Origin of the sequence: Pedobacter westerhofensis, assembly GCF_900182595.1 — a bacterium.
Taxonomy (GTDB): Bacteria; Bacteroidota; Bacteroidia; order Sphingobacteriales; family Sphingobacteriaceae; genus Pedobacter; species Pedobacter westerhofensis.
The window spans coordinates 248,258-270,556 of record NZ_FXTN01000010.1 but is presented as its reverse complement, the minus strand read 5'-3'; the positions used below and the strand labels follow the sequence as shown (position 1 = coordinate 270,556).

Sequence of the window (22,299 nt, the reverse complement as noted above, 5' to 3'; positions counted from 1 at the left end):
TAAGCTTGTTGGTTTGTAATACCACCGTCAGGATCATGCCCCTGACGATGGATAACTGAGTCTGTACTACTGTCTCCTGATGATGGTGATGAAGCCTTTTAACCTTCCTTTGCCCTCACCAAAATCTACGATATAATAATAAGTACCTTCGCTGAGCGGAGAGCCGTTTACTGTGGCATCCCATGTATTCTGATAGTGTTTCTGGCTGAATACTATCCTGCCGGCTTTGTCAAATACTTTTACCTCGTTGTTGGGATACAGATCGATATTCCTGATGAGCCAGAAATCATTCTGTCCATCACCATTTGGTGTGACGATATTGGTGGCATCAAGCGTTTTAAAATCATCCAGCACATTAAGGGTAATAGTTTTCTGTTCAGTACAGCCAGAAGCGTTGGTAACTGTTACGGTGTAGGTAGTGGTTATAGATGGCCTAACCGTCAGCGTTGCTGTCTGCTGCCCGCTGATAATCCCATTGCCTGTGGCCCAGCTGTAGGACGTTCCACCGGTAGCGGTTAACAGCACTGTTTTGCCTTTGGAAATTTCTGTTCCCAGATTTGCGGTAATGGCAATTACAGGAAGTGCATTTACAGTGATCGTAAAGCTGCGGGTATAGGTGTCGGTCCCTCCATTTGCTATACCGCCGTTATCTTTTACGGTTACAGTAATGGTAGCTGTTCCGGCAGCACCGTCTTTAATACGGTAACTTAACGTAGCATTGGCTGCACCATTTTTGGTAACGCTGATGTTTTGGATCAGGTCTGTACTGCTGATGGCAGTAACAGTAGTCGTCTGCGCCGTTTCCGGCCCGCTGCTTATTCCTGTTAAGCTGATGTCCTGTTTAGCGCTGGTGTAGCAAAGTACCTGGTTGGTAACTGCATCCAGTGCAGGTATCTCATTTACATCAGACAGGTTAATGCTGAAAGCCTTGTCCAGCGTGAAACCGTATTGTGTGGTTACACGTACCCTGATGCTGTAAACTGCTTTTTGCTCATAGTTCAGTGAAGCGGTGCTAAGCACATTTGTACCGGAGATGCTAAACAAGCTGTTGTCCGTATCTCCCGATCCGCCGATTAAGCTGTAGCTGAAAGTGGCGGCAGGGTCATCTGAAGTAGCGCTCAGCAAACCTGCATTGGTTCCTGAAGGCTGGTTTTCGTAAAAGGCTGAAAGGCTGAGGCTGATATCTGTTGGTGCCGCCGCCTTAACACTGAGGGCTCCGTTAACATAGCTGATCACATAATTGGCTGCCGCGGCAGATCCTGCAGTGATGGGGTAATTGCCTATCGGACTGCTCTGGATGGCGGTAGTGGATAATACAGGCTGCGTGGTTAATACCGTTCTGGTTTCACCGTTCACCAATCCGCTAAAGCTAGCTGTTAAAGGTGGGTTCGCTGTACCTGCAAACTTCTCTTTGTTATCTGCTGTGATCACCAGGCCTTTTTGGTTTACTGTTAAAGTGCCGTTCACGTAAGCAAGCGTATAATTAGATAAGCCTGTGCCAGCAGCTGATGCAGGTATGATCACGTAGGGTGATCCGGCTACAGTAGCTGTAGCTGTAGCCCCGGGGCTGGATATGCTGAGCGAGCTGATCAGGTCCCCGTTCACCAATCCAAGGGATGTAAATTCAGTACCCGTAAATGTTAGTGCATCACCATAGGTTTTGGTCTGGTTTGACGCTGTAATCGTTAAGGGTTTCTGTGTAACGGTTAACAGCGCTGTTGGATTGCTCAGATTATAGTTTGAGAGTTTACTATCCGGATCTGCCAGCGTACCACTGACAGGGTAAGTTCCTACAACTGCTGCTGCGGCCGCTCCTGTGCTGTTGCGGCTTACAGTGATGTTATCATTGTTGACTACACCAGTGATACTGCCGGTAAAATCTGTATTGCCTAATGTGCTGCCATAAACTTTTGAGCGGTTATTGTTTACAATTACCAGGTCTTTCTGGTTTACGGTCAGTGCTCTTTGCACAGCTGCGGCAGGATTAAAAGAAGAATTTCCTTCCTGTGTTGCCGTGATTGTGGTACTACCTGATTTCAGGATCTTCGCGGTATTTCCTGTAATTAACACTATAGCAGGGTCTGCAACGGTATAAGTAACAGGCAATGCTGCCGATGAATTGACTGCGCCCAGAATAAAATCTGCATCCCCATAGGTTTTAGCAGTAACAGGGTTGAAAGTTATGACCTGATTTGCTTTTGGTATAGCAGTCACATCTGCACTGGCAGCACTGCTGTTGCCGGTTTGGTCAAATGCCTGGATCTTATAGTAATAAGCCACACCATTGCTGAGGCCGGTATGGGTATAGCTGGTAGTTCCTGCCGGGATATTGCTCAAGACTACGGTAGGCTCCGGACTGGTGCCCGACAGGATCCTGTAACTGGCCAGGTCTGCATCTGTACCGGCATTCCAGCTGAGCTGGATTTGTGTATCACCAGAAACTGCTGCAAGTCCGCCTGGTATTGCCGGCGGGGTCCTGTCAAAAAGCACTGAGCCGGTTCCTGCAGTTACCGGAACACCTGCGTTATTGGCCAGGTCGGTAAAACTGATGTTAAATGGAACAAGCCCTTCTGTATCATTAGCTGTTAACATATAGGTTGCTGTCCAGTTGTTTCCGGTAGAGGTTAAGCTTGTTGGGGCGTTACCATTGATGGTAAGAACAGGCGTTTGGATGGTCTCAGCCGAAGTAAAAGTAAGGGTAATGATATCGCCCGCTTTTGCTTTGGTTGGCTGCGCATTGTTTGACAGGATGTTTACTGCAGTAAGCGCAGGTATAATCCGGTCTATGGTATAAACTTCTCCGGCAGTAAAACCGCCGCTAATGGGGTTAGCGCCCGCATCAATTATGCCGGTTCCGGTGTTTTTAAGGTCTAAGCGCAAGGTTCCTGCACCCGTTATTGTGTTTACACTAACGGTATAGACAGATCCCGATACCGGACTTATTGCAGCTACGGTTCCTGCAGCGGTGCCGGTGGTGGTTAAGCTAAGGTCGCTGATGTCAACTCCTGATATGTTTTCAGAGAAGGTAACGGTGTAATCAACACTCGCTGCATTGGTTGTGCCAGCTCCTCCTGCTCTTGCGATAGCATTTACCGCAGGTGCAGTCCCATCAACATTTACTGCGGCAGTGGAGCCGGCATTCTGTAGTGCAGTGCTCAGGTTGTTGCCTGCCGCATCCTTTACCGTTCCTCCGTTTAAGGCAATTGCTGTGGCCAGCACAATACCATCGTTATCTGCATTTCCAGCGGCCACCGTGTAGCGGAAGGTAAGGGCAGTTGTATTGTTACCAGACAGGTAAGATGCCTGTACAGTACCGCCGGTATTTAAGGTTAAATCAAGGGATGGGATTCCTCCGGCAGTGTTCAGAATAATGTTTTCAGTCAGGTTTACGGTAAAATCAAGATGCTGGCCAATTCCATAAGTAGCATTTGCCGGTACGTTTACACTGGTAATAACAGGTACAACGGCATCTATAAGTATCCCGGTTGTTGGCGGAACACCGGACAGGGTTAGCCCGGCATCGTTTGTCGCATTATCACGGATACTACCACCATTCAAAGTTGCAGCAGCAGCTAAGCTGATACCGTCATTATCCAGGTCTCCGGTATTAACGGTATAACGGAAAACCAAAGCATTGCTTCCGCTTCCGGAAAGATAAGCAGCCTGTACCGTGCCTCCTGTGTTTAAAGTCAGTGCCAGCTGGGGAGTTCCGGTAACGGTTACAGCTTTATTGAAATTTAAGCTGAAGTCCAGGTTTTGCCCCGCCAGCCAGGTTGCACTGGCAGGTACCGCTACTGAAGTGATTACCGGTACCACGCGGTCTATTGTGTACACCTCTCCGGCGGTAAAACCAGCGCTGATCGCATTGTTTGCAATATCTGTTATTACGGTGCCGGTATTGTTAAGGTCCAGCCGCAAAGTTCCAGCTCCGCTTAAGGCGTTTACCGTAATGATATAAACTGAAGCCGATACCGGTGTAACTGCCGCTAGAGTTCCGGCTGCGGTGCCAGAGGAGGTTAAGCTCAGGTCTCCGGTGTCAAAACCTGTAACATTTTCTGAGAAAGTAACCGTGTAATCCACACTCGCTGCATTGGTAACACCGGCGCCGCCAACTCTTGCAATGGTATTTACTGAAGGTGCAGTCCCATCAACATTTACTGCGGCTGTAGATCCAACGCTGGCTAAGGCAAGTGTAAGGTTATTGCCTGCAGCATCTTTTATTGTTCCACCATTTAAGGTCACTGTACTGGCCAGGACAATGCCATCATTATCCATATTTCCTGCAGCCACAGTGTAACGGAAAGTGAGGGCAGAACTTCCGCTTCCGGACAGGTAGGCTGCCTGTACAGTGCCGCCGGTATTTAAGCTCAGGCCAATATATGGATTGCCAGCTCCGGCATTTACCGTTACAGGTTCACTCAGCGTCACGGTGAAATCAAGGTTTTGTGCTGTACCATAGGTGGCATTGGCAGGTACGCCTACACTGGTTATGGTTGGTGCCACCGCATCGATGAGGATACCCGATGTTAATGGAACTCCATTTAAGGTAAGTGTGGCATTATTTGTAAGGGCATCCTGTATGGTGCCCCCGTTTAAAGCGGCGGCTGCATCCAGCAGGATACCATCGTTATCGGTATTCCCGGTAACTACCGTATAACGGAAAATTAAAGACGAACTGCCGCTGCCAGAAAGATAGGTAGCCAGAACGGTACCACTATTCAATGTCAGGCCCAGCTGAGGCGCTCCGGTGACGGTAACGGGCTCATTGAAATTTAAAGTGAAATCCAGGTTCTGGCCTGCGGAATAGACTGCATTGGCAGGAACAGCAACCGTAGCAATTACAGGGGCCACACGGTCTATCGTGTAAACCTGTCCGCTGGTATAGCCGGTTGTGATGGCGTTGGTTGCCGCATCCATGATTCCCGTTCCGGTATTTTCAAGGTCGAGGCGCAGCGTACCCGTTCCGGTAATGGTATTGATGTTAACTGTATATACTGATGCAGATACCGGACTGACGGAAGCAACCGTTCCGGCAGCGGTACCGGTAGTGGTCAGGGTAAAATCACTGATATCTACCCCGGTAACATTTTCAGAAAAGCTGAGCGTATAATCTACGCTTGACGCATTGGTTGAAGCTGCGCTGACTCTGTTGATCGAATTAACCGCAGGGGCGATCCCGTCTATCAGAATAGCGGTGGTTGATCCCACACCCGACAAAGTTAAGCTGAGGTCGTTGCCGGCAGCATCCCTAATCGTGCCTCCATTTAACGTTGTGGTGCCGGCCAGAACAATCCCGTCATTATCCTCGTTTCCGGCAGCTACAGTGTAACGGAAGCTGAGTGCAGCAGTGCCGCTGCCAGACAGATATGTGGCCTGTACCGCGCCGCCTGTATTTAAGGTAATGCCGATATAAGGTATACCGCCGCCGGTGTTTACGGTAACGCCTTCGCTCAGGTTTAACGTAAAATCAAGGTTCTGCCCAGTTCTGTATGTTGCATTTGCAGGAACTGCCACGCTGGTGATGGTGGGTGGGAGGCCGTCAACGACAATATTTTTTTGTCCCCCAATAGAATTGGCCCCGCCAACAGTGGGCAGGATTAAAGAAGCATTGTTGGCCGCGGCATCTCTGATTGTTCCCCCGGCAAGGCTAAGCGCAGTGGTGGTGGTATAATCAAGATCTGCAGCAGACTGGCCTGAGCCAACTACATAATTAAAAGTAAGCGTACCGGTGCCTGAACCTGAGGCATAACTGGCAGTCCCTCCGGAGTTAAGGGCAATCACAGGCGTGCCGGTAACGGTAACATTTTCTGAAAAGGCCACTGTGATGGGTATTGTATTTCCTAAAACGTAAGTACCGTTTGATGCTGTTGAGGTTACTGTTGATATTGTTGGTGCCGTACGGTCTATGGTATAAACTTCGCCGGTGGTATATGCTGTGGTTACATTTGGCATTACGCCGCTGAGACCTGTGAAATTCAATTTAAATGTGCCGTCTCCGGTAATGGAGTTGACCGGAACGGTCCATATGTTTCCGCTGCCGGTAGGTGTGCCTACAGTTCCTGTAGCTGTACCGGTTAAGGGGACAAGTGTAAAATCACTTGCATCTACACCGCTTACTGCTCCTGCGAAGGTAGCAGTATAATTTACGGTAGACTGGCTGCTGGGGTTTGCTGATGCCCTGGTGATGGAAGAAACGGTGGTTTGCCCCACAGCTACACTGCCCGGACCGGTGATCGTGAAATCTAATGTGCCCGTTTGGTTAACCGTAAATGAGGTGAGTACCAGGTAATAGGTTTGTCCTGCTGTTAAGGTCACATTTGTGACGGCAGAACGCAGAGTGAGGTTAGTCTCGTCATCATTTGCCCGTATAATATTGGTCAGAGGTGATGAGGGCACAAAATTACCTGAGTAGATGTAGAGATACGTGTCATCAATATTGCCGTTATCATCCAGAGTTAAATTAGCAGAGTTTACCCTGATGCTGCTGTATACCCCGGAGACAGCTGGGATAAAGCTCTGGAAATAATAATTGTATGTACCGCTTCCGGCTTTCAGGTCTGCAGGAAGCAGCTGCCGGGTATAGTTGTTGGGATCTCCTGGATTATCGACTACCAAATCCGGCCGGGTGTAAACTTGTGATGTATTTAAAGTGCCTGAAAAATTGGTGGTCACCTGGGCGCCGGCATTAAAAGCAATAAAAAACAGCAGTACTGTAAGTAAATAATACTTTTTCATAAAAAAGAGATAAAAGAGAGTTAATAGGGAGCAATAGATGTTTTGTATAAATGCTTCCCCCTGTTAGCGCTTTATATCTTTTTTACACAATTAAGTAGAGAGTGATATCATATACAGATTTTGAGCTTATAATTTGATTAGTAACAGAGCTGCTGTAAAGAGCAGCTCTGTCTGGTTATGGTCTTGGAGGATAAACCCCAGCAAGTGCAATGATGTAGATCAGCGGCAAATAAGGCTGCATATTACTGACAGGGGCAGGGCTTGGACTGCCCGCCGGTGCAATTGCCAGCGGGTTTAACTGTGTGTTTGCCGTATCATTGTATTTGTTGATTTTTGTTTTTCCCAGTGTAATGGCCGCAGGGTAGTTTCCCTGGGGACTGGCCTGCAAACCACTGTCTGTTGAGCCGCTCAGGATATGGTTATGTGGCGGCAGGGTGGTCTGATCAAGGGTATAACCTGTACTGCCGCCGGTTTGCCCAAGCACGTAAGAGGAGAGGCCCGGGCCTTGCCCTGTTCCGATAGGGGCTATACCGTTGAGGTTTGGCAGGCCAAATGTCTGTGTGCCATTGCCTCCGTATACGGTGCCCAATATTGAAAACAATGTGGTATTCTGAGTAATGTTTAGTATTGATCCGTCGCAAAAAGCCCAGCCGCTGGGGGCAAACGTGCCGCAGAAAATTCGGATTTCTCCTACATATGCATCCATAGATTTATTTTTTATATTGGATAGGTTAATGAATTAGTTATGGTCTTGAGGGATAAATTCCTACCATTGCGATCGCGAATGTGAGGCCCAGGTAAGGTTGTACATTACTTACAGGAGTACTGCCGCCTGTAACAGACACCATTGCGGGTGCCATGGTAACGGGTGTTCCTGCTGCATATTCATTATCGGCGGCAGCTGCCAGGTAGTTGTTGGTTGCAACCAGTGAAGTTGCGGCAGCTGATGATCCCTGCAGCTGATGGTTATGCGCCGGCAGGTTTGTAAGGTTTAATGTTGTACTTGCCGATCCGCCTGCTGCTCCCTGTATGTAAGGGGTGTTTAACCTGGTGGATAAGGGCACACGTCCGCGCAGATCGGGTAAGGCAAAGGTAGTAACGCCATTGCCGCCAAACTGAACGCCAATCAGGGAAAACAAAGCCGCATTTTGTTGAATAGGCAGTAAGGTACCGTCACACAATGCCCATCCATTGGGGATAGCCTGGGCCAATGTGAATATTCTGATTTCTCCAAGATAATTTTCCATATGATGATTTAGCTGTGTGAAGGGTAAATGCCATAAAGGGCGATGATATAGGTAACTGCCATATATGGCTGCATAATTGAAACAGGTAAGCCGTTTCCGGCAGGAACAATACTGTTTGTATTCATCTGAACGAGAGTGGGCGCTGGTACAGTTGCAGGCGCTATATAAGCGTTTCTTGATGCAGTAGATGCTGTTGCAGGGTACAGGCCAGCCGGGCTTGCCGCCGTTCCTGTGGCGGTTACCCCATTTACCTGGTGGTTGTGAGGCGGCATGTTTGCCTGGCTTAGGCTAATGCTTTCCACTCCGCTTTTTGCTCCCGGAATGATATTGGGAAGTCCGCCTGGTCCGTTGCCACTATGCACCGGTACACGGCCCCTCAGATCGGGCACCATAAAATTTGTCTGGCCATCGCCTCCAAAGGTGGTGCCCAGTAAAGTGAAAAGTACCTCATACTCGGCGATAGACAGGGTACTGCCATCGCATAAAGACCAGCCAGCCGGCGCATAATTGCCGGCGAACATTCTAATTTCTCCTACGTAATTATCCATTTTTTAATGTTTGTTTATAATTTGCTTTAGTGTTTTTATGCAAGCGTGGCGATGCCGGGGCTTTCAAATTTATCGCCGGCTTTTATGCCGATGGCTGATAGCTTGAAACCAGTAAAAATCCCCTCGTTCATTTTTATGATGTTGATCCTTAGAATGTTTTGATCTGCACACATCACAAACAGGCCATATTGCTGATCAGCGTGTACAATGTGTCCTGCTGCAGCGGGAGCTGCCCCGGCAGAATCTGTAGGGTTTACTTCTAATATGCGCAGGGGCTGACCCCTGAAAAACGTAACTGCACCATTGCAATAAGGATTGCAGGCATTTATAAGGTTTTCTATTTCTATGGAAGTCTGGCTTTCCCAATTGATGCAAATGTCCTGCTCTGCGGGCCGGCCAAAATAGGATGAATCTTCTTTTGTGTGGACTGTTTGTGGGGAAGTTGAAGTAAAGTCTTTGTCGGCCAGCTCTTTTAACAGTCCTGCGGTCAGATGGCTTAACCTTGAATTAAGCAACCCTTCATTTTCTCCTGCAAGTACAGGAACCAACAGCTGGCTGACAATGGGGCCATCATCAAACTGTCCGGTCATTTTGTGGATAGTGATACCACTATTTTGGTCACCATTTTTTAATTGCCAGAAAATTGGTGCCGGCCCCCTGTATTTGGGCAGCAGGCTGTAATGCACATTGTAAAAGCCGTATTTCACCAGCTCAAATAAGGATACAGGAATTTTAAAGGGAAATGTGTAGGCTAAAACGAGCCCGGCAGCAGTTGTGCGGATCATTTCTGAGATTGCAGAAGATAATGTTTTCTCAGTGATCAGACTAACAGGTACTGCTTTAGTATTTGCCCATTCCTGAATTTGTAAAATATCTTCTGTAGACCGTTCCGGACAAATAATCCCGGCAAGCATTTGTTGGTTTTGCAAAAAATGCAGCGACGGAAACACCGTGTTACTGCTTGCCAGTAAGATGATCTTCATTGAGAGATGAGTTAGCGTTAAATCTTTTTTAATCAGCAGGGTTTGCTTCCTTCGTGATCTTAAAAATTTTATCTAAAATTGAAACTTCCGGGCAAAAGAATCAAGTAAGATGGCTGTTCAAATCGTTCAGTCCGTTCAGTGATAAAAATGTTTTTGATGAATAATAGCTATTTCGATTTAGCTGTTTAGCTGTATGCCCGCTCTCTTATTTTTGCTTTAACCTTTCAATGATTAATGAGGTAAAACTCCTGACGCCCACTCTGATACATTCTTCATCCACCATAAAACCGGGCGCGTGATTCATTGCAGTTATTCCTTTTCCGGCATTGGAACCGCCCAGGAAAAAGTAAACACCAGGTACCTTCTGCTGAAAATAAGCAAAGTCGTCATTGAAGTAGGGCACTTGTCCGTAATCAGGTAGCATCAGATCATTTCCATAGATTCCGCTGAGGGTTTTTATTGCCTTAGCGGTTAGTTTTTCATCGTTAACTACTGTCGGATTTTCCTGTATAAATGAAACGGAAAGTAATTTTTCATCAAGTTTTTGCGCTGAGATTAAACGTTTAATTTCTGGTATGATGTTTTGGATATTCGCCTGCCGGGTCTCATACAGATAAGCTTCAAGAAAAAGTTTGTCCTGCTTAGCATAAATGTTAAAATTCTGATTCATGATCAGGTAATCTTTAAAAATTGTATTTGGATTGATCAATCCTTTTTGAGCGTCGCTGATATTTTGTATTTCCCAGGGCTTACTGCCGGCTTGTGAACGGGATAAGGAATTGTAGATTTTTCCGGCCAGCGCTTTGCCTTCTGCTTTGGAAACGTCATTTTTCAGCTCAATCCTAATCCGTTTCTGGTAAGCAAATACTTCATTTGGCTTAACCATAATCCGGCCCACAGGCAATGCGGTTACGTGTAAGCCATAAATCTCATCAGGATGTATTCTGGAAAACAAGCCCTGGTCAATCATACCCTTTGCACCGGCAAAGGTTTCTTCTTCGGGCTGAAATATAAAGTATACTCTTCCATTTAACGATTCCCGGTGGTTTGCAAGGACTTCGGCTATCCCCAGTCCAATGGCCATATGCACGTCATGCCCGCAGCCCTGCTGTACACCATTTATTGTTGATCTGAATGCTGCTGCATCGGGGAAATTATTTGGCAGGGCGTCCATATCTGACCGCCAGGCTATCTTCTTTCCCTTGTTCTTTCCTTTTAAGATGCCTACGATGCTCTGTCCGTAAATGCCGGTTTCTACCTCAAGCCCCAGGCCCAGCAAATGTTTCTTTATGATTTCCCGGGTACGATATTCATTCCCTGCCAGTTCGGGGCTTGCATGAAAATCTCTTCTGATCTTTACCAGCCTGTCATAAATTTTGTCAGTTTCTGTTCTAACGGTTTCATGAGTTAAACTTTCTTTTGTTTTCTGCCGGAAGCCGGCAAGGACGATGAACAGTATGACTATTGGCAGGAGTCTTTTCATATTTATTTCTGTTTACTAATTGTTTGACAATGAGACGGGACTGAAGCAGATTAGTTACTAAGAAATTCAGCTGATGTTTCTGTGTTTTTGAAAAGCGGCCATCCCTAAGTTTTATTTATACCTTTACGGCTTCCAAAGAAAAGAAATGATAAAAGATATAATTATAGAAATAGAGGGTGTACATATTAGCGATTTCAATACCGAACTCCCAGAGCCTCCGTTTACTGAAGCTACAGAAGGCGGGATCAGCATTATGTTTACTGATATTGATGAATTAAAGAGTTATCATAGCAGCCTTGTAGCGCAGGATGATGCTGAAGGTGATGCAGCGCCGAAACCCTTACAGGTTAAGATTGCTGCGGCAGTAAAAAAAGGTATCCGCCGTAATGAAATGGTATTGGATGCGATCCGTACGTATGCAGAATCGCTGTTTTCCTTCATCTTTAATGCGGATGCCCACAGGAAAGACAGGTTGATGATCCTGGATACTGTAATTGCAGATGTTCAGGAAAGCGATAACAGTCTTGAACTTCAGAAAGCGGTTATTGATGCCACTTTTGAACTGGGCGACCTGTCAAAGAATGACAAGTCTAAATTTTATGATTTTGCCCATAATGAATCTGACTTCTACTTTGATAAAATCAAGAATGAACTGCTTAAAGAACTGACGGATCTCAGAGCAGGATTGCTGAGCTAATTTTTCGGGGATTGTAAGTGTTTCCGGGTGAATTTACCGGAATAAGTAACATGAAAACCTATATGAGATTTTCATGTTACCATACACCTGCAAATGTCACGGTCTTATTTTGATCAGGCAGGACCTATACTTTCGGCGCCGTCAAAGTGTAAGGGCTTTCAATATGGAGATATTTAAATAACCCTTTTCTGTAAGCTTCAGGGCCTTTCTTCAGCCTCTCTGCATAAATCCTTAGGGCATCTGCGCCAGCAGGATAAGTGAGCTGATCTTTTTTATCTGTAGCAGCCCGGTAAACTACATCTGCGATGACTTCTGTTTCAGAAAACTCCATTAATGTTCCGTCTGTGAAACCTTCCATCATCCGTTGTTTTAAAGCAGCATAGCCTTCATCTTCGGTTACATCCATCACATTCATGTAATTGCTTTTGATCCCTCCCGGCGCTACATTTTTCATACCGATGTTGAACACTGCAAGGTCATATGACATGCTTTCGCTCCAGCCCTCTACTGCCCATTTTGATGCATTGTAAACTGACGACTGAGGGTATGTTACTAAGCCGCACAGAGAAGTAGTGTTAATAAACAAGCCGCTTTTTCTTTCCTTAAAGTAAGGGAGGAATGCCTGCGTAACCCATACAACACCAAAAAAGTTGGTTTCGAACTGACCTCTTACCTGCTCTTCGGAGTAGGATTCCAGGGGGCCAATCAGTCCATATCCTGCATTATTAAATACTACATCTACGGTGCCGGTATTAAAGGCTTCGCGTACAGTTGAATTGATTTGTTCGATGTTTGTTACATCAAGGGGTAAAAGTATAACGTTGTCCAGCTGGTTTAGTTCGGTTTCCTTTTCGGGGTTTCTCATAGTGGCGATAACTCTCCATCCTTCTGACTGAAATAATCTTGCTGTGGCTTTGCCTAATCCGGCTGATGCGCCGGTGATAAAAATCGTTTTCATATTGATCTTGTTATGGTGATTGAATCTTCATAACAAAGGTGAGTTATCGTAACCCTCCCGGTGTAACCGATCTGAACAAGTGTGTAACCGAAAAAACGGGCTATAAAAAAAATTACCCTCCAAAGGTTACAAGAAACACAAAAATTTACCCTGTAAATATGACACAAAAATACAAATTTACCCTACAAATGTTACAAAAACAGGCTTTATGTTTTATAGATATATTGTAAATGAGTTAATTAAGTGGAAACATAGTCCATCCCGTAAATCGTTGTTATTAAGAGGAGTCAGCAGGTTGGTAAGAAAGCTATAGTACAGTTTTCCAGTTATTATAAACAATATATCTACGCTCACCGGCACCCGAAACTGATACTATTCCTCCGCTTTTCAAAGTTGAACGATCAGCTCTATAGCTGGTCAGACAAGCGCAGCAGCTTTGCCTTTAAATCAGGGTCTTTCATGTTTTTATCCAAAGGAAACATAGGATGCCGGATTCTTTTGTAAGGCAGGCGGTCCAGGTCCTGGTCTACTCCGCCAGGTGTCAAAGCAAGAAGCCAGTCGGCACGCATGGCATACAGTTCCGGTTCCAGATAGCCAATCTTCACGACCACAATATCCGCCTTGCGGGGTTGTAAACTAAGATTGGTAAAGTCAATTTCTTTATGATAAGGTTTACGTTTCTGAGTCACGATAACGTGAACACTTCCTACTTTTATCACTACCTCGGTTACAGCATCCTTATCACCTTTATAGATAGATTCAACTGTTCCTGTTAACTTAACCGGCGGAGCATAGCGTGCATCGATTGCGGCACCCGCAGTGCCTTCAACCGGTTTACCTACGCCTGCGGCAAGTGCTTTAGCCACCAGCTCTGGTCCCGGAATTGAAGCGTAAATCAGGGAAGGTCCGTTCGCAGATTTAAACTCAGGCCGTTTCAGTATTTCTGTTAGGGTCCAGGTAACGTCACCCGCGCCTCCGGCAGTAGGGTTATCCCCAGAGTCGCTGATAAAGAAAGGGTGTTTCTTACTGGCTATCGCTTTGTCCAGACTTTCTGTAAGCGTAGCAGTTGGGGCAACAAATTCAAAACGCGACCGGGCGTCCCAGAAGCTTTGTGCCAGCTTTTCGGCCGTTTTTGTTACCTTATCTTTGTCATCACCAGTTACCATCACAACAGCATGATTGCGCGGCTCGTCTGCCCAGGCATAACCTATCCAGATTGCGGCATCAACGATGCCTTCCTGGGCTGCCGCAGGGGCTACGGCTTTATAAATGCTTTTTCCAGGTTCTATTCTGGTACTTGTTTTTTCACCCGGCAGCAGGATAGGTACGGGTATCCACGCTTTGTAGGCAGGTTTTCCTTTGCCGCTGGTGATCCTGTCGATCAGGTTGGTTACGGCTCTCTTTTTTGTTTCCATTGCGTCCTCATGTGGTGCCATACGGTAACAGGTAATCAGATCCGAGTGCTCTCCCAAACGCACAGATACGTTTCCATGTAAGTCCATAGATGTTGAAATGAGCGTTTTCTTACCAACCACTTTGCGTATTCTTTCGATAAAATCGCCTTCAGGATCATCCAGTCCTACTACGCTCATCGCACCGTGGATATCAAAATATAAACCATCATATGGTAAATGTTTTTTTAATGAATCCAGCGTTCTGCCAACCAATGTTTCATACGCTTCCTTTGTAGCTGCACCTCCCGGAATAGCATGACCAACCAGGGTAGGTATCCATATTGCTTTTTGACGGAGCGGGGAATCAATTCCCATAAATGAATAAGTGGAGAAAACATCCTGGCCATATTTTGCGCGGAAAGATTCTTCGCTGGAGAGGGCCGGAGAAAAGGTGCTCGACTCAATTGCCAGACCCGCAATAGCTATGCGTGGCAGCTGCTGCTCCTTGTCTGATGCCTTCCTTGCACAAGAAAAAATGGTACATATTAAGATAGAGTAGGCGAAGATCTTCGCAAAAGGGTTTTTCATGTTTATCTTATCAATTGAGAACGGAATAAATTCCTTGATAATAATAGTAAAAAACTTTTGCAATTTAACGCAACTCCCCAATGGAATACTTCCGTGAAAAACACAGCTTCCGCAGGTAATTCATTTTGCTGATCGTGGATTTCTTATAAACAAACAAAACCTCTGCAGATTTTCCAACCAGCAACCTGTACAATTTAAGCCGGTTGATCAATTTATAATCCTGGCCAAAACAAGAGATGATCTCGTTAAAAAACGCCTTGTAGCCGATAGATCTTTCACTGCACTTGATGATCCAGTCTATCGCTTCGCGGTTAAAAAAGATATGTCTCACATGTTCCTTCGAAGCTCTTAATTCGAGGAGATCAGTGGATGACGAGCTGTGCTGCCTGTATTTTACCAGCGATTGTGGCAGGAGTTTGATGCCCCCTCTTTCTGAGGCTACAAATGCAATCCAGCGGTCGTGAAAGTATTTGGGATCAAAGGGCAGAATATCAGGAATCAGTTTGCGGTGGAAAAGGATACTGTGGCCGGATACAGAATTAAAGAACATAAAAGGATAGGGCAGGGCACCCTGGTACAGCAGGCATACATCACTCAGTTTTTTATGCAGTGTATGGCCATTTTCATCTACGCAGGCAGAATCATGATAGATCAGTGCATGCTCACCGATATATTTCATCTGCAAGCTGATCTTTTCCGGGTCCCATATGTCATCCTGGTCTGAAAGTGCAACATACTCGCCCTTGCATAAGCTTATCGCCTTCTCAAAATTCTTTACATATCCCAGGTTGTAATCATTTTGGATATAATTGAAGAAACTGTATTTATTTTTATACTCCTGAAGGATAGCAATTGTACCATCAGCAGAACAATCATCGGTTACGATGATTTCCTTATTGGTATAGGTTTGCGATACCAGGCTGTCGAGCTGCTCTCTCAGGAATTTCTCACCATTGTAGGTACAAACGGCAATCGAGACAAGAAGCTTTTCTTCAGGTTGTGATGTTTTCATTGCTTGGTTAGTTTATGCTTTCTCTAAAAATGAACCTGAGGTTAGAAAAAAGCGAACGTTTGCGGGTGTAAAATAAAACGGCGTAGTTTTTTAATAACATGGTAAATAGCGGCAGGGAAAAAAAGCGGGATTCAGATTTTTTGTATTGATATAACAGGCTTGAGAGGAACAAACTCACATTGGGAGGGGTGAGAGAATGATCCCTGAAATACCTGAAGTTCTGAATACGCAATGCCTTTGAGTGCTTTTTATCTGCACGGGTGATACTGTTGTTGTGCAGGCGGTAATGAACAAGTGTTTCAGTAGTAAAAGTAATTCTGCCCTGGCAGGCTGCGGTATAGCTCAACCACCAGTCATAGTATAAATCTTGAGGGAATGGGGATGCCTGGTCCAGCAATTCCTTCCTGATCAGGCAGGCATGGCCTGAAACACAGTTGTTCAGCACCAGCAAATTGCTGCAAAACCCTTCCGTAAAACGATGTGCCGATAAAGTGGATTTTCCGCTAACGGTACCCTGATCGTTTATATAGGCTGAGTTGTGATAACACAACAGATTGTCCCCGATCTTTGCCATCATGATGCTGAGCTTATCTTCCATCCAGATATCATCCTGGTCTGCAATGGCTACATATTTGGCCGTACAAAGCGATATTGCTTTTTTAAAATTTGCATTGAAGCCCAGGTTCTGTTCATTACAGTACAATTTAATCCGGGAATCTGCAGCCTGGAAATTCCTGATGATGGATACGGTATGATCAGAAGAGGAGTCGTCAACGATGACGATCTCTATATTTTTATAAGTCTGGCGGGTCAGCGAAAGCAGTTGTTCTGCAAGGTATGCCTCCCCGTTATAAGTGCACAATGCTATTGAGATCAGTTCAGCTGTTATTTCCATTACATTCTCTTTTTAACGCCGTTCAACATTCTTACTATGAAAAGTGCAGCAGGGTTGGCATACAACCATCTCAATTTCGATCCCGACAGCAGGAACACCGCAGAGGGAGTTTGTATCCAGCGGTTCCTGAAAAAGTGATTATACTTTCTGAGGAGATTCCTGCGCGACTGTTTAAAACTTTGATCCGCATTCCCATAACTTTTATGTGTGAGGTTGAAGTCAATAGCGTAGGAAGTAAATCCCCTGAGCTCAGCATTCAGGCAAAGATCAGTGGCATATAAATGAAAGCCTGAAAGGTTGCTGGAAGCAGCCAGCATCGCAGTTCTTTTGATGATCAGGAAATTTTCATCCAGAGCAGATACTTTCAGGGGAAAATTGCCCTTGTGCTTAAAGATATCATTGGGGTAAGAAATATGATAAACGATATGGTTGGGCCCTGCAGCACCTGCATTGCCGCAGATCGCCCAGTTGCTGTCCAGTTGCTGCAATTCTTCAAGTTTTGTCTCCAGGTCAGCCCTGATATCTTTATCAGTTAATATATCCTGGTGGCAAATAATAATGTACGCTCCTTTAGCCTGTGCAAGGAACCAATTGATACCAGTATAAGCATCTGCATGATGATGTGCCGAATTGTCAATGTATAGAAATTCACAATCTTCAGTTCCGAATCCGGCCTGGATAAATGAATCTACCATTTCATAATATTCGCTGATATTGGTGGTAAGTGTACAGACGGAATAACTGAAAGCTGGTCTTTCAGCCGCTTCAATCTTCTTTAGAAAATCATATTCTCTACAGGCGTATAATTGGCTTTCCATCTATCGAATGATTTATCTTTTGAATAATATCCTCTATGTTCATAGTAGATGAATGCCTGATTTTCAGGGCGTTTAATTTATCTACTGAAATTTTAATATTTGCTTCTGTTTTTTTATACTCATTGAAACTATCCAGTATCCAGATCTTACCTGTCAGTAGTTTCGTGAGCAATTCTGCCAGAACAATGTACAGGGGCAGTGCTGCAGCTCTGAATCCTGTTAAATGTATACGATGAAATATAAATCTGTTTCTGAAATAGATTGTCTTTACAAAGTTGGTATTCATATTCTTGCGGATACTTCCGCTCACCTGGTGATAACAAACAGATGAATGCTCATAGTAGCATTTCCAGCCCAGCAGCCATGCCCTGGTGCTCAGGTCAGAATCTTCGGAGGTAAAAGGAGAAAATATCTCATCAAAGCCTTCCAGTTCTTTTAATTTCCTGGTATTGACCAGTGCATTGGCACCAGAAAGGTAGGCTGTATAAGACCTGGCGTCTTTATCATTACTGTAATAAAACTGGTTGGCTTTAAGGCGGCAGCCTTTGTAAAATAAGATCCGTGCTGCGTCCTCAATCCTCCTGCCATCCCTGCTCATGATTCTGCCCATCACACCAAAGGTATCATTATGGTCAAAATATTTCCATTGTGCGGTAAAATAATCAGGACTTAGCTGTACATCAGAATTGAGCAGTAAGGTAAGTTCCATTTTTGCAATTTTTATCCCCTGGTTACAGGTAAATGAAAAACCAGAATTTTTCCTGTTTGCAATCAAGATCACCTCCGGGTATGCAGTCTGAATGAATTTCACACTGTCATCTTTGGAGCAGTCGTCTACAACAATCAGTTCATAAGGAATATCAGCTATTGTTAATGCATTAATTACAGATGGAAGGTATAATGCCAATAACTCTCTGCCATTGTAATTAGGAATAATTACAGAAATGGATCTTTTCATGCGTTAAAAAGACTGAGAAAATCTGTTGTTTGCACACCTTTACCGGAGAATGGACTTTATTTATCGGTAAAAACTGAAGACATCGCATCAGTCCTGTGCATTTCCGAACATCCGCTGACCGGTAATGAACAGTTTTTCCATTGTAATATCTATCTTGATGGTTTAAACTGGCTATGGTAAGCTGGCATGCAATTCGTAAACGTAGCAGCAAATCTCATAACGTATGTTTTTCATCAACTTCAAAATAGCGCTAAGGAATCTCAGAAGAAACAAGGGATTCTCATTGATTAATATCGGGGGCCTTGCGATCGGCCTTACTTCATGCCTGCTGCTATTGCTGTATGTGAATTATGAATATAGTTACGACCGGCAGTATAAGGCGGTCGACCGCATCTATGTGGCAGAGCTCAACCATAAAACTGATGGAACCGTTAAAACTTATCCTTATACGCCAAATAAACTGGCCGCTGCGGGATTACAGGAACTGCCGGGTGTAGAAGCTGCCTGCCGGGTAACCACCAACGGAAGTAACAGATTATTCATTCATGATAATAATAAATTTAAACTGAATACCCTCACGGCAGATCCTGCATTCGTAAAGATTTTTGACTACGATGTAAAGAGCGGAAATATTGCTTCTGCATTGAATGATCCTAACTCAGTAATACTCACAGCCACTGCTGCAAAGAAATTTTTCGGAGATCAGAATGCCATCGGACAAAGCCTGAGATGGGATAACCGCGTATGGGTAAAGGTAACGGCGGTTATCGCTGATCCGCCAAAAAATCAAACTTTTCGGTTTGATGCCATACAATCCTGGTCATTCTTTGAGAATAACGTGTCCCCCGCAGAAAAGACTTTTTGGTGGGGAGCAATCTCCTGTATGACGTTTTTTGAACTTAAACCAAACACAAATGTTGCCGCCAGTGATGCCTCTTTAAGAAAACTGATCAGATCACATGATCCTGAGACCCGGCTGGAGGCATTTTTATTTCCTTTTAAAAAGCACCATTTGTATGATGAGTTTGAAAACGGTAAACTGACGGGCGGTAAAATTGACCAGGTAAACCTGTTTGGCTTTCTTGCTTTTTGTGTTTTGCTGATCGCCAGCATCAATTATATGAACCTCTCTACTGCACGCTCAGAAAAAAGAGCGCGGGAAGTGGGCGTTAGAAAGGCACTGGGCTCATCCCGAAAGGCACTGATGGGACAATTTATCGTGGAGTCGCTGCTGTTATCAACAATTTCCATGCTGATTTCCTTTGCACTGCTCGAGCTGCTTCTACCGCAATTCAATACACTGCTGAATACAGCCATCCACATAGACTATACATCTTCTACTTTCTGGGCTGTCCTGATTGCACTGATACTGATCACAGGTATGCTGGCAGGAAGCTATCCGGCGATTTATTTATCGTCATTTACACCAATTAAGGTGTTGAAAGGATTCAAAGGAGCGGCCGGTGGTGCATTATCTATTCGGAAGGGATTGGTAATTATACAATTCAGCCTGTCTATCTGTATGATTATTTGTGCGCTTATTATCTACACACAGATGCAGTTTATTAAAAATAAACCCCTGGGCTTTGAGAAGGCGAACCTGCTGGAACTTTCTCTTGAAGGTAATTTTAAAGATCATGCAAAAGTTCTGCTGCTCAAAGAGGAACTGAAAAGATCCGGAGCCGTGGTTGTTTCTACTGAATATGCCGGTGATTTCACCAGAATGTCTAACAATAGCAGCGATATCGGATGGCCTGGGAAGGATGTAAGTGACAATGCATTATTCGAAATCAGAAGCACCGGTTATGACTATGCAAAAACCGTTGGGGCCAGGATTGTTAAGGGCAGGGACTTCTCTCGGCAATTTCCGGCAGATACCACTACCAGTATTATACTCAATCAGGCAGCGGTGAAGAGAATGGGGCTGAAGAACCCTGTTGGAACTGTCATCAGCTGGGTGGGTAATCCACCACTTACGATCGTAGGAGTGATAGAAGACAATGCAAATGGCTCTGCCGGCGCCAGTTCTTTGCCTACAGTTTTCTATTACAATATGCACCTTGTCTCAGAATTACTGATCAGGCTAAATCCCAACATGGCTCTGAACAGGTCCGTGCAGCTCGTAAAGGAAACTGCCCAGCGTTTAAACCCCTCATATCCCGTTGAGCTCGGATTTGTTGACGAGGCCATGGAAGAGAAACTGAGCAATGAAAAGATACTCAGCACACTTTCCAACCTGTTTGGAGGTTTTTGTATTTTCATCTCCTGCCTTGGCCTGCTCGGACTGGCCTTGTACATGGCAGAACAGCGCAAAAAAGAAATCAGCATCAGGAAGGTGCTGGGGGCCGATTTAAAAAGTATCCTGCTCCTGCTCAACAAAGATTTTATTAAACTGGTGCTTGTGGCCAACCTGATCGCATTTCCTGTGGCTTACATTTTGGCCAGCAAATGGCTGCAAAAGTATGATTACAGAATCGATATCAGCATCTGGCCATTTATGCTGGCTGCCCTGATGTCTTTGGTTATTGCCTTGCTCACGGTAAGCCTGCAATCTTTTAAAGTAGCCAGGGCAAACCCTGTAGATGCACTAAAATATGAGTGATCAGGATTTTATTCTTTATAAACAGGGCCGTCGTTATTTACCTTAACCTCACTGAGCAGTTCTGCCAGGTATGAGGCGCACAGCTCGGTAGAACGATAGCTGTCCATTTCCACTGATAAACTGGTGATATTGTTTTTATATTGCACATTTGCCAGCACCTCCTCCACAGCAATCCGGATGAGTCCGGGTGCTGGTTTTTCTGTCTGCAGATCTACCCCGAGCTTAAAATACCCTACGCGTGAACAGATCTCGTTTTTGCCTTCCAGCAGTCCCGCAACCACCATGGGCAACTGGTGGCTGATGCTGAGCAATACGCCGCCAAATCCTCCATTGGTTATGTAAACACTGGCATATGGCATCACATCGGCATAAGGAATAAAATCTTCAATGATGATATTTTTGCCGGTATATTTTGCACGCAGTTTTGCTGTGTCATTGCCTCCGGTAGTAGCGATGACCAACGTATCAGAATGCTGGAAAGCCTCCAGTGTGGGAATGATAAGTTTTTCGGTATCCTTTTCTATGGTACCCATGGTCACCAGTATTACTTTTGTATATTGCTCCAGCCGTTCATCATACCAATGCTGTTTTTGACGATTGGACGAGTAAGGGAGCAAAGAGCCTACAAAGCGGATATTTTCTCCCATACCGGCACGGGTATATTCAAAACTTGGTGTGCCGATCTGAAGATATAAACTAGCCTCTTTTACAAGAAGATCAAGAACAAGCGCTCTGTCCAGATGGATATCGTAGTCTTCAAGTATGGCATGAAAGCTGTCAACCGATCCCTTAAAAACTTTATTCAGCGCTTCTTCATGGAGCTGTGCATAGGCTTCCATTTCAGCTTCGTTTTTTGCGGGTGGCAATCCCATGCTGTAAGGGCCAAGGTTGGTCGAATATTCGGGCAAAGGATAGATACCAATAGATACTACAGGGATGTTTAGTTTATGTTTCACCAGTGGCATGGCCGTAAAGGAGCAGTCGGCAATCATCATATCAAAGGGAAAAGATTCGTGTATTTTTACGATATCAGCAAAATGGTCTGGTGCCATATCGGCCAATAGATAATGAAGATCAAACTCCATCCTTGCCGTCACACCGTTGATGCCTGCTCTTTCAGGAAATAGCTCAATAAAATTTGTCTGGTCAAATTCAATTGCTTGCTGGAATGGGTATAATGGGATCTCCAGCCTGTCTAATTTCTCCTGAAACGATACAGAGGTATACCACCGTATATCACATCCCAACAACTGTAGATATTTGGCCAGGCCGGTAAGTGGGTTAAAATGGCCGTCGGTTGGTATGGTCGCGAATAAAATTTTTTTTCCTGTTAACTGTTCTTTTGCACTTCTCATCTTGACAATTCGTTAGTCGTTTACAG

General features: G+C 45.0%; 15 protein-coding genes. 2 read left to right on the top strand and 13 right to left on the bottom strand.

Annotation, left to right across the window (positions count from 1 at the left end; translation table 11 throughout):
- Nucleotides 1–66: 66 nt before the first annotated feature.
- From FN831_RS19910 to FN831_RS19885, 6 genes are all read right to left on the bottom strand, one after another.
- Nucleotides 67–6,735, bottom strand: a complete 6,669-nt coding sequence (locus FN831_RS19910) for an MBG domain-containing protein (RefSeq protein WP_142529950.1) — start codon at nucleotides 6,733–6,735, stop codon at nucleotides 67–69.
- Nucleotides 6,736–6,910: 175 nt separating this feature from the next.
- On the bottom strand, nucleotides 6,911–7,441 hold the full coding sequence (locus FN831_RS19905; protein WP_142529949.1) for a phage tail protein: 531 nt from the start codon (nucleotides 7,439–7,441) through the stop codon (nucleotides 6,911–6,913).
- 37 nt (nucleotides 7,442–7,478) lie between these two features.
- Nucleotides 7,479–7,982, bottom strand: coding sequence for a phage tail protein (locus FN831_RS19900; protein ID WP_142529948.1), 504 nt, complete (start codon nucleotides 7,980–7,982; stop codon nucleotides 7,479–7,481).
- 8 nt (nucleotides 7,983–7,990) lie between these two features.
- Nucleotides 7,991–8,530, bottom strand: a complete 540-nt coding sequence (locus FN831_RS19895; RefSeq protein ID WP_142529947.1) for a phage tail protein — start codon at nucleotides 8,528–8,530, stop codon at nucleotides 7,991–7,993.
- A 35-nt stretch (nucleotides 8,531–8,565) separates the two neighbouring features.
- Nucleotides 8,566–9,513 carry a methionyl-tRNA formyltransferase gene (locus FN831_RS19890; RefSeq protein WP_142529946.1) on the bottom strand — a complete coding sequence of 316 codons (948 nt, stop codon included), beginning with the start codon at nucleotides 9,511–9,513 and terminating at the stop codon, nucleotides 8,566–8,568.
- A gap of 205 nt (nucleotides 9,514–9,718) precedes the next feature.
- Nucleotides 9,719–10,996 carry a M20 metallopeptidase family protein gene (locus FN831_RS19885; protein ID WP_142529945.1) on the bottom strand — a complete coding sequence of 426 codons (1,278 nt, stop codon included), beginning with the start codon at nucleotides 10,994–10,996 and terminating at the stop codon, nucleotides 9,719–9,721.
- 145 nt (nucleotides 10,997–11,141) lie between these two features.
- Here FN831_RS19885 and FN831_RS19880 point away from each other — a divergent pair, with 145 nt between their 5' ends.
- Nucleotides 11,142–11,693, top strand: coding sequence for a hypothetical protein (locus FN831_RS19880; protein WP_142529944.1), 552 nt, complete (start codon nucleotides 11,142–11,144; stop codon nucleotides 11,691–11,693).
- Between the two features lie 124 nt (nucleotides 11,694–11,817).
- Here FN831_RS19880 and FN831_RS19875 read toward each other — a convergent pair whose 3' ends face one another.
- The 6 genes from FN831_RS19875 to FN831_RS19850 all read right to left on the bottom strand — a co-directional run bounded on the left by FN831_RS19875 (nucleotide 11,818) and on the right by FN831_RS19850 (nucleotide 18,316).
- The gene (locus FN831_RS19875; RefSeq protein ID WP_142529943.1) at nucleotides 11,818–12,651 is read right to left on the bottom strand and encodes an SDR family oxidoreductase; all 834 of its coding nucleotides are present in this window, start codon (nucleotides 12,649–12,651) and stop codon (nucleotides 11,818–11,820) included.
- Between the two features lie 407 nt (nucleotides 12,652–13,058).
- Nucleotides 13,059–14,633 carry a M81 family metallopeptidase gene (locus tag FN831_RS19870; RefSeq protein WP_142529942.1) on the bottom strand — a complete coding sequence of 525 codons (1,575 nt, stop codon included), beginning with the start codon at nucleotides 14,631–14,633 and terminating at the stop codon, nucleotides 13,059–13,061.
- 64 nt (nucleotides 14,634–14,697) lie between these two features.
- Nucleotides 14,698–15,645 (bottom strand): glycosyltransferase family 2 protein, encoded by a 948-nt coding sequence (locus FN831_RS19865; RefSeq protein WP_142529941.1) that lies wholly within the window; start codon nucleotides 15,643–15,645, stop codon nucleotides 14,698–14,700.
- Between the two features lie 7 nt (nucleotides 15,646–15,652).
- On the bottom strand, nucleotides 15,653–16,540 hold the full coding sequence (locus FN831_RS19860; RefSeq protein ID WP_142529940.1) for a glycosyltransferase: 888 nt from the start codon (nucleotides 16,538–16,540) through the stop codon (nucleotides 15,653–15,655).
- Nucleotides 16,540–17,358: an acyl esterase gene (locus FN831_RS19855; protein WP_142529939.1), complete on the bottom strand. Its 819-nt coding sequence runs from the start codon at nucleotides 17,356–17,358 to the stop codon at nucleotides 16,540–16,542. The genes FN831_RS19860 and FN831_RS19855 overlap by 1 nt, the downstream gene beginning before the upstream one ends.
- A complete protein-coding gene (locus tag FN831_RS19850) occupies nucleotides 17,333–18,316 on the bottom strand; it encodes a glycosyltransferase family 2 protein (protein WP_142529938.1) in 984 nt (327 codons plus the stop codon). Before FN831_RS19850 ends, FN831_RS19855 begins: the two co-directional genes overlap by 26 nt.
- A gap of 223 nt (nucleotides 18,317–18,539) precedes the next feature.
- Between FN831_RS19850 and FN831_RS19845 the strand changes: the two genes are divergently transcribed.
- Nucleotides 18,540–20,918 (top strand): ABC transporter permease, encoded by a 2,379-nt coding sequence (locus FN831_RS19845; protein WP_142529937.1) that lies wholly within the window; start codon nucleotides 18,540–18,542, stop codon nucleotides 20,916–20,918.
- An 8-nt stretch (nucleotides 20,919–20,926) separates the two neighbouring features.
- On the opposite strand, the gene FN831_RS19840 is transcribed toward FN831_RS19845, so the two are convergent.
- A complete protein-coding gene (locus tag FN831_RS19840; protein ID WP_142529936.1) occupies nucleotides 20,927–22,273 on the bottom strand; it encodes a glycosyltransferase in 1,347 nt (448 codons plus the stop codon).
- Nucleotides 22,274–22,299 lie beyond the last annotated feature (26 nt).

Coding starts and splice junctions, on each gene's coding strand:
- FN831_RS19910 (WP_142529950.1), bottom strand. CDS start 6,735: ATGAAAAAGTATTATTTACTTACAGTACTGCTGTTTTTTATTGCTTTT.
- FN831_RS19905 (WP_142529949.1), bottom strand. CDS start 7,441: ATGGATGCATATGTAGGAGAAATCCGAATTTTCTGCGGCACGTTTGCC.
- FN831_RS19900 (WP_142529948.1), bottom strand. CDS start 7,982: ATGGAAAATTATCTTGGAGAAATCAGAATATTCACATTGGCCCAGGCT.
- FN831_RS19895 (WP_142529947.1), bottom strand. CDS start 8,530: ATGGATAATTACGTAGGAGAAATTAGAATGTTCGCCGGCAATTATGCG.
- FN831_RS19890 (WP_142529946.1), bottom strand. CDS start 9,513: ATGAAGATCATCTTACTGGCAAGCAGTAACACGGTGTTTCCGTCGCTG.
- FN831_RS19885 (WP_142529945.1), bottom strand. CDS start 10,996: ATGAAAAGACTCCTGCCAATAGTCATACTGTTCATCGTCCTTGCCGGC.
- FN831_RS19880 (WP_142529944.1), top strand. CDS start 11,142: ATGATAAAAGATATAATTATAGAAATAGAGGGTGTACATATTAGCGAT.
- FN831_RS19875 (WP_142529943.1), bottom strand. CDS start 12,651: ATGAAAACGATTTTTATCACCGGCGCATCAGCCGGATTAGGCAAAGCC.
- FN831_RS19870 (WP_142529942.1), bottom strand. CDS start 14,633: ATGAAAAACCCTTTTGCGAAGATCTTCGCCTACTCTATCTTAATATGT.
- FN831_RS19865 (WP_142529941.1), bottom strand. CDS start 15,645: ATGAAAACATCACAACCTGAAGAAAAGCTTCTTGTCTCGATTGCCGTT.
- FN831_RS19860 (WP_142529940.1), bottom strand. CDS start 16,540: ATGGAAATAACAGCTGAACTGATCTCAATAGCATTGTGCACTTATAAC.
- FN831_RS19855 (WP_142529939.1), bottom strand. CDS start 17,358: ATGGAAAGCCAATTATACGCCTGTAGAGAATATGATTTTCTAAAGAAG.
- FN831_RS19850 (WP_142529938.1), bottom strand. CDS start 18,316: ATGAAAAGATCCATTTCTGTAATTATTCCTAATTACAATGGCAGAGAG.
- FN831_RS19845 (WP_142529937.1), top strand. CDS start 18,540: ATGTTTTTCATCAACTTCAAAATAGCGCTAAGGAATCTCAGAAGAAAC.
- FN831_RS19840 (WP_142529936.1), bottom strand. CDS start 22,273: ATGAGAAGTGCAAAAGAACAGTTAACAGGAAAAAAAATTTTATTCGCG.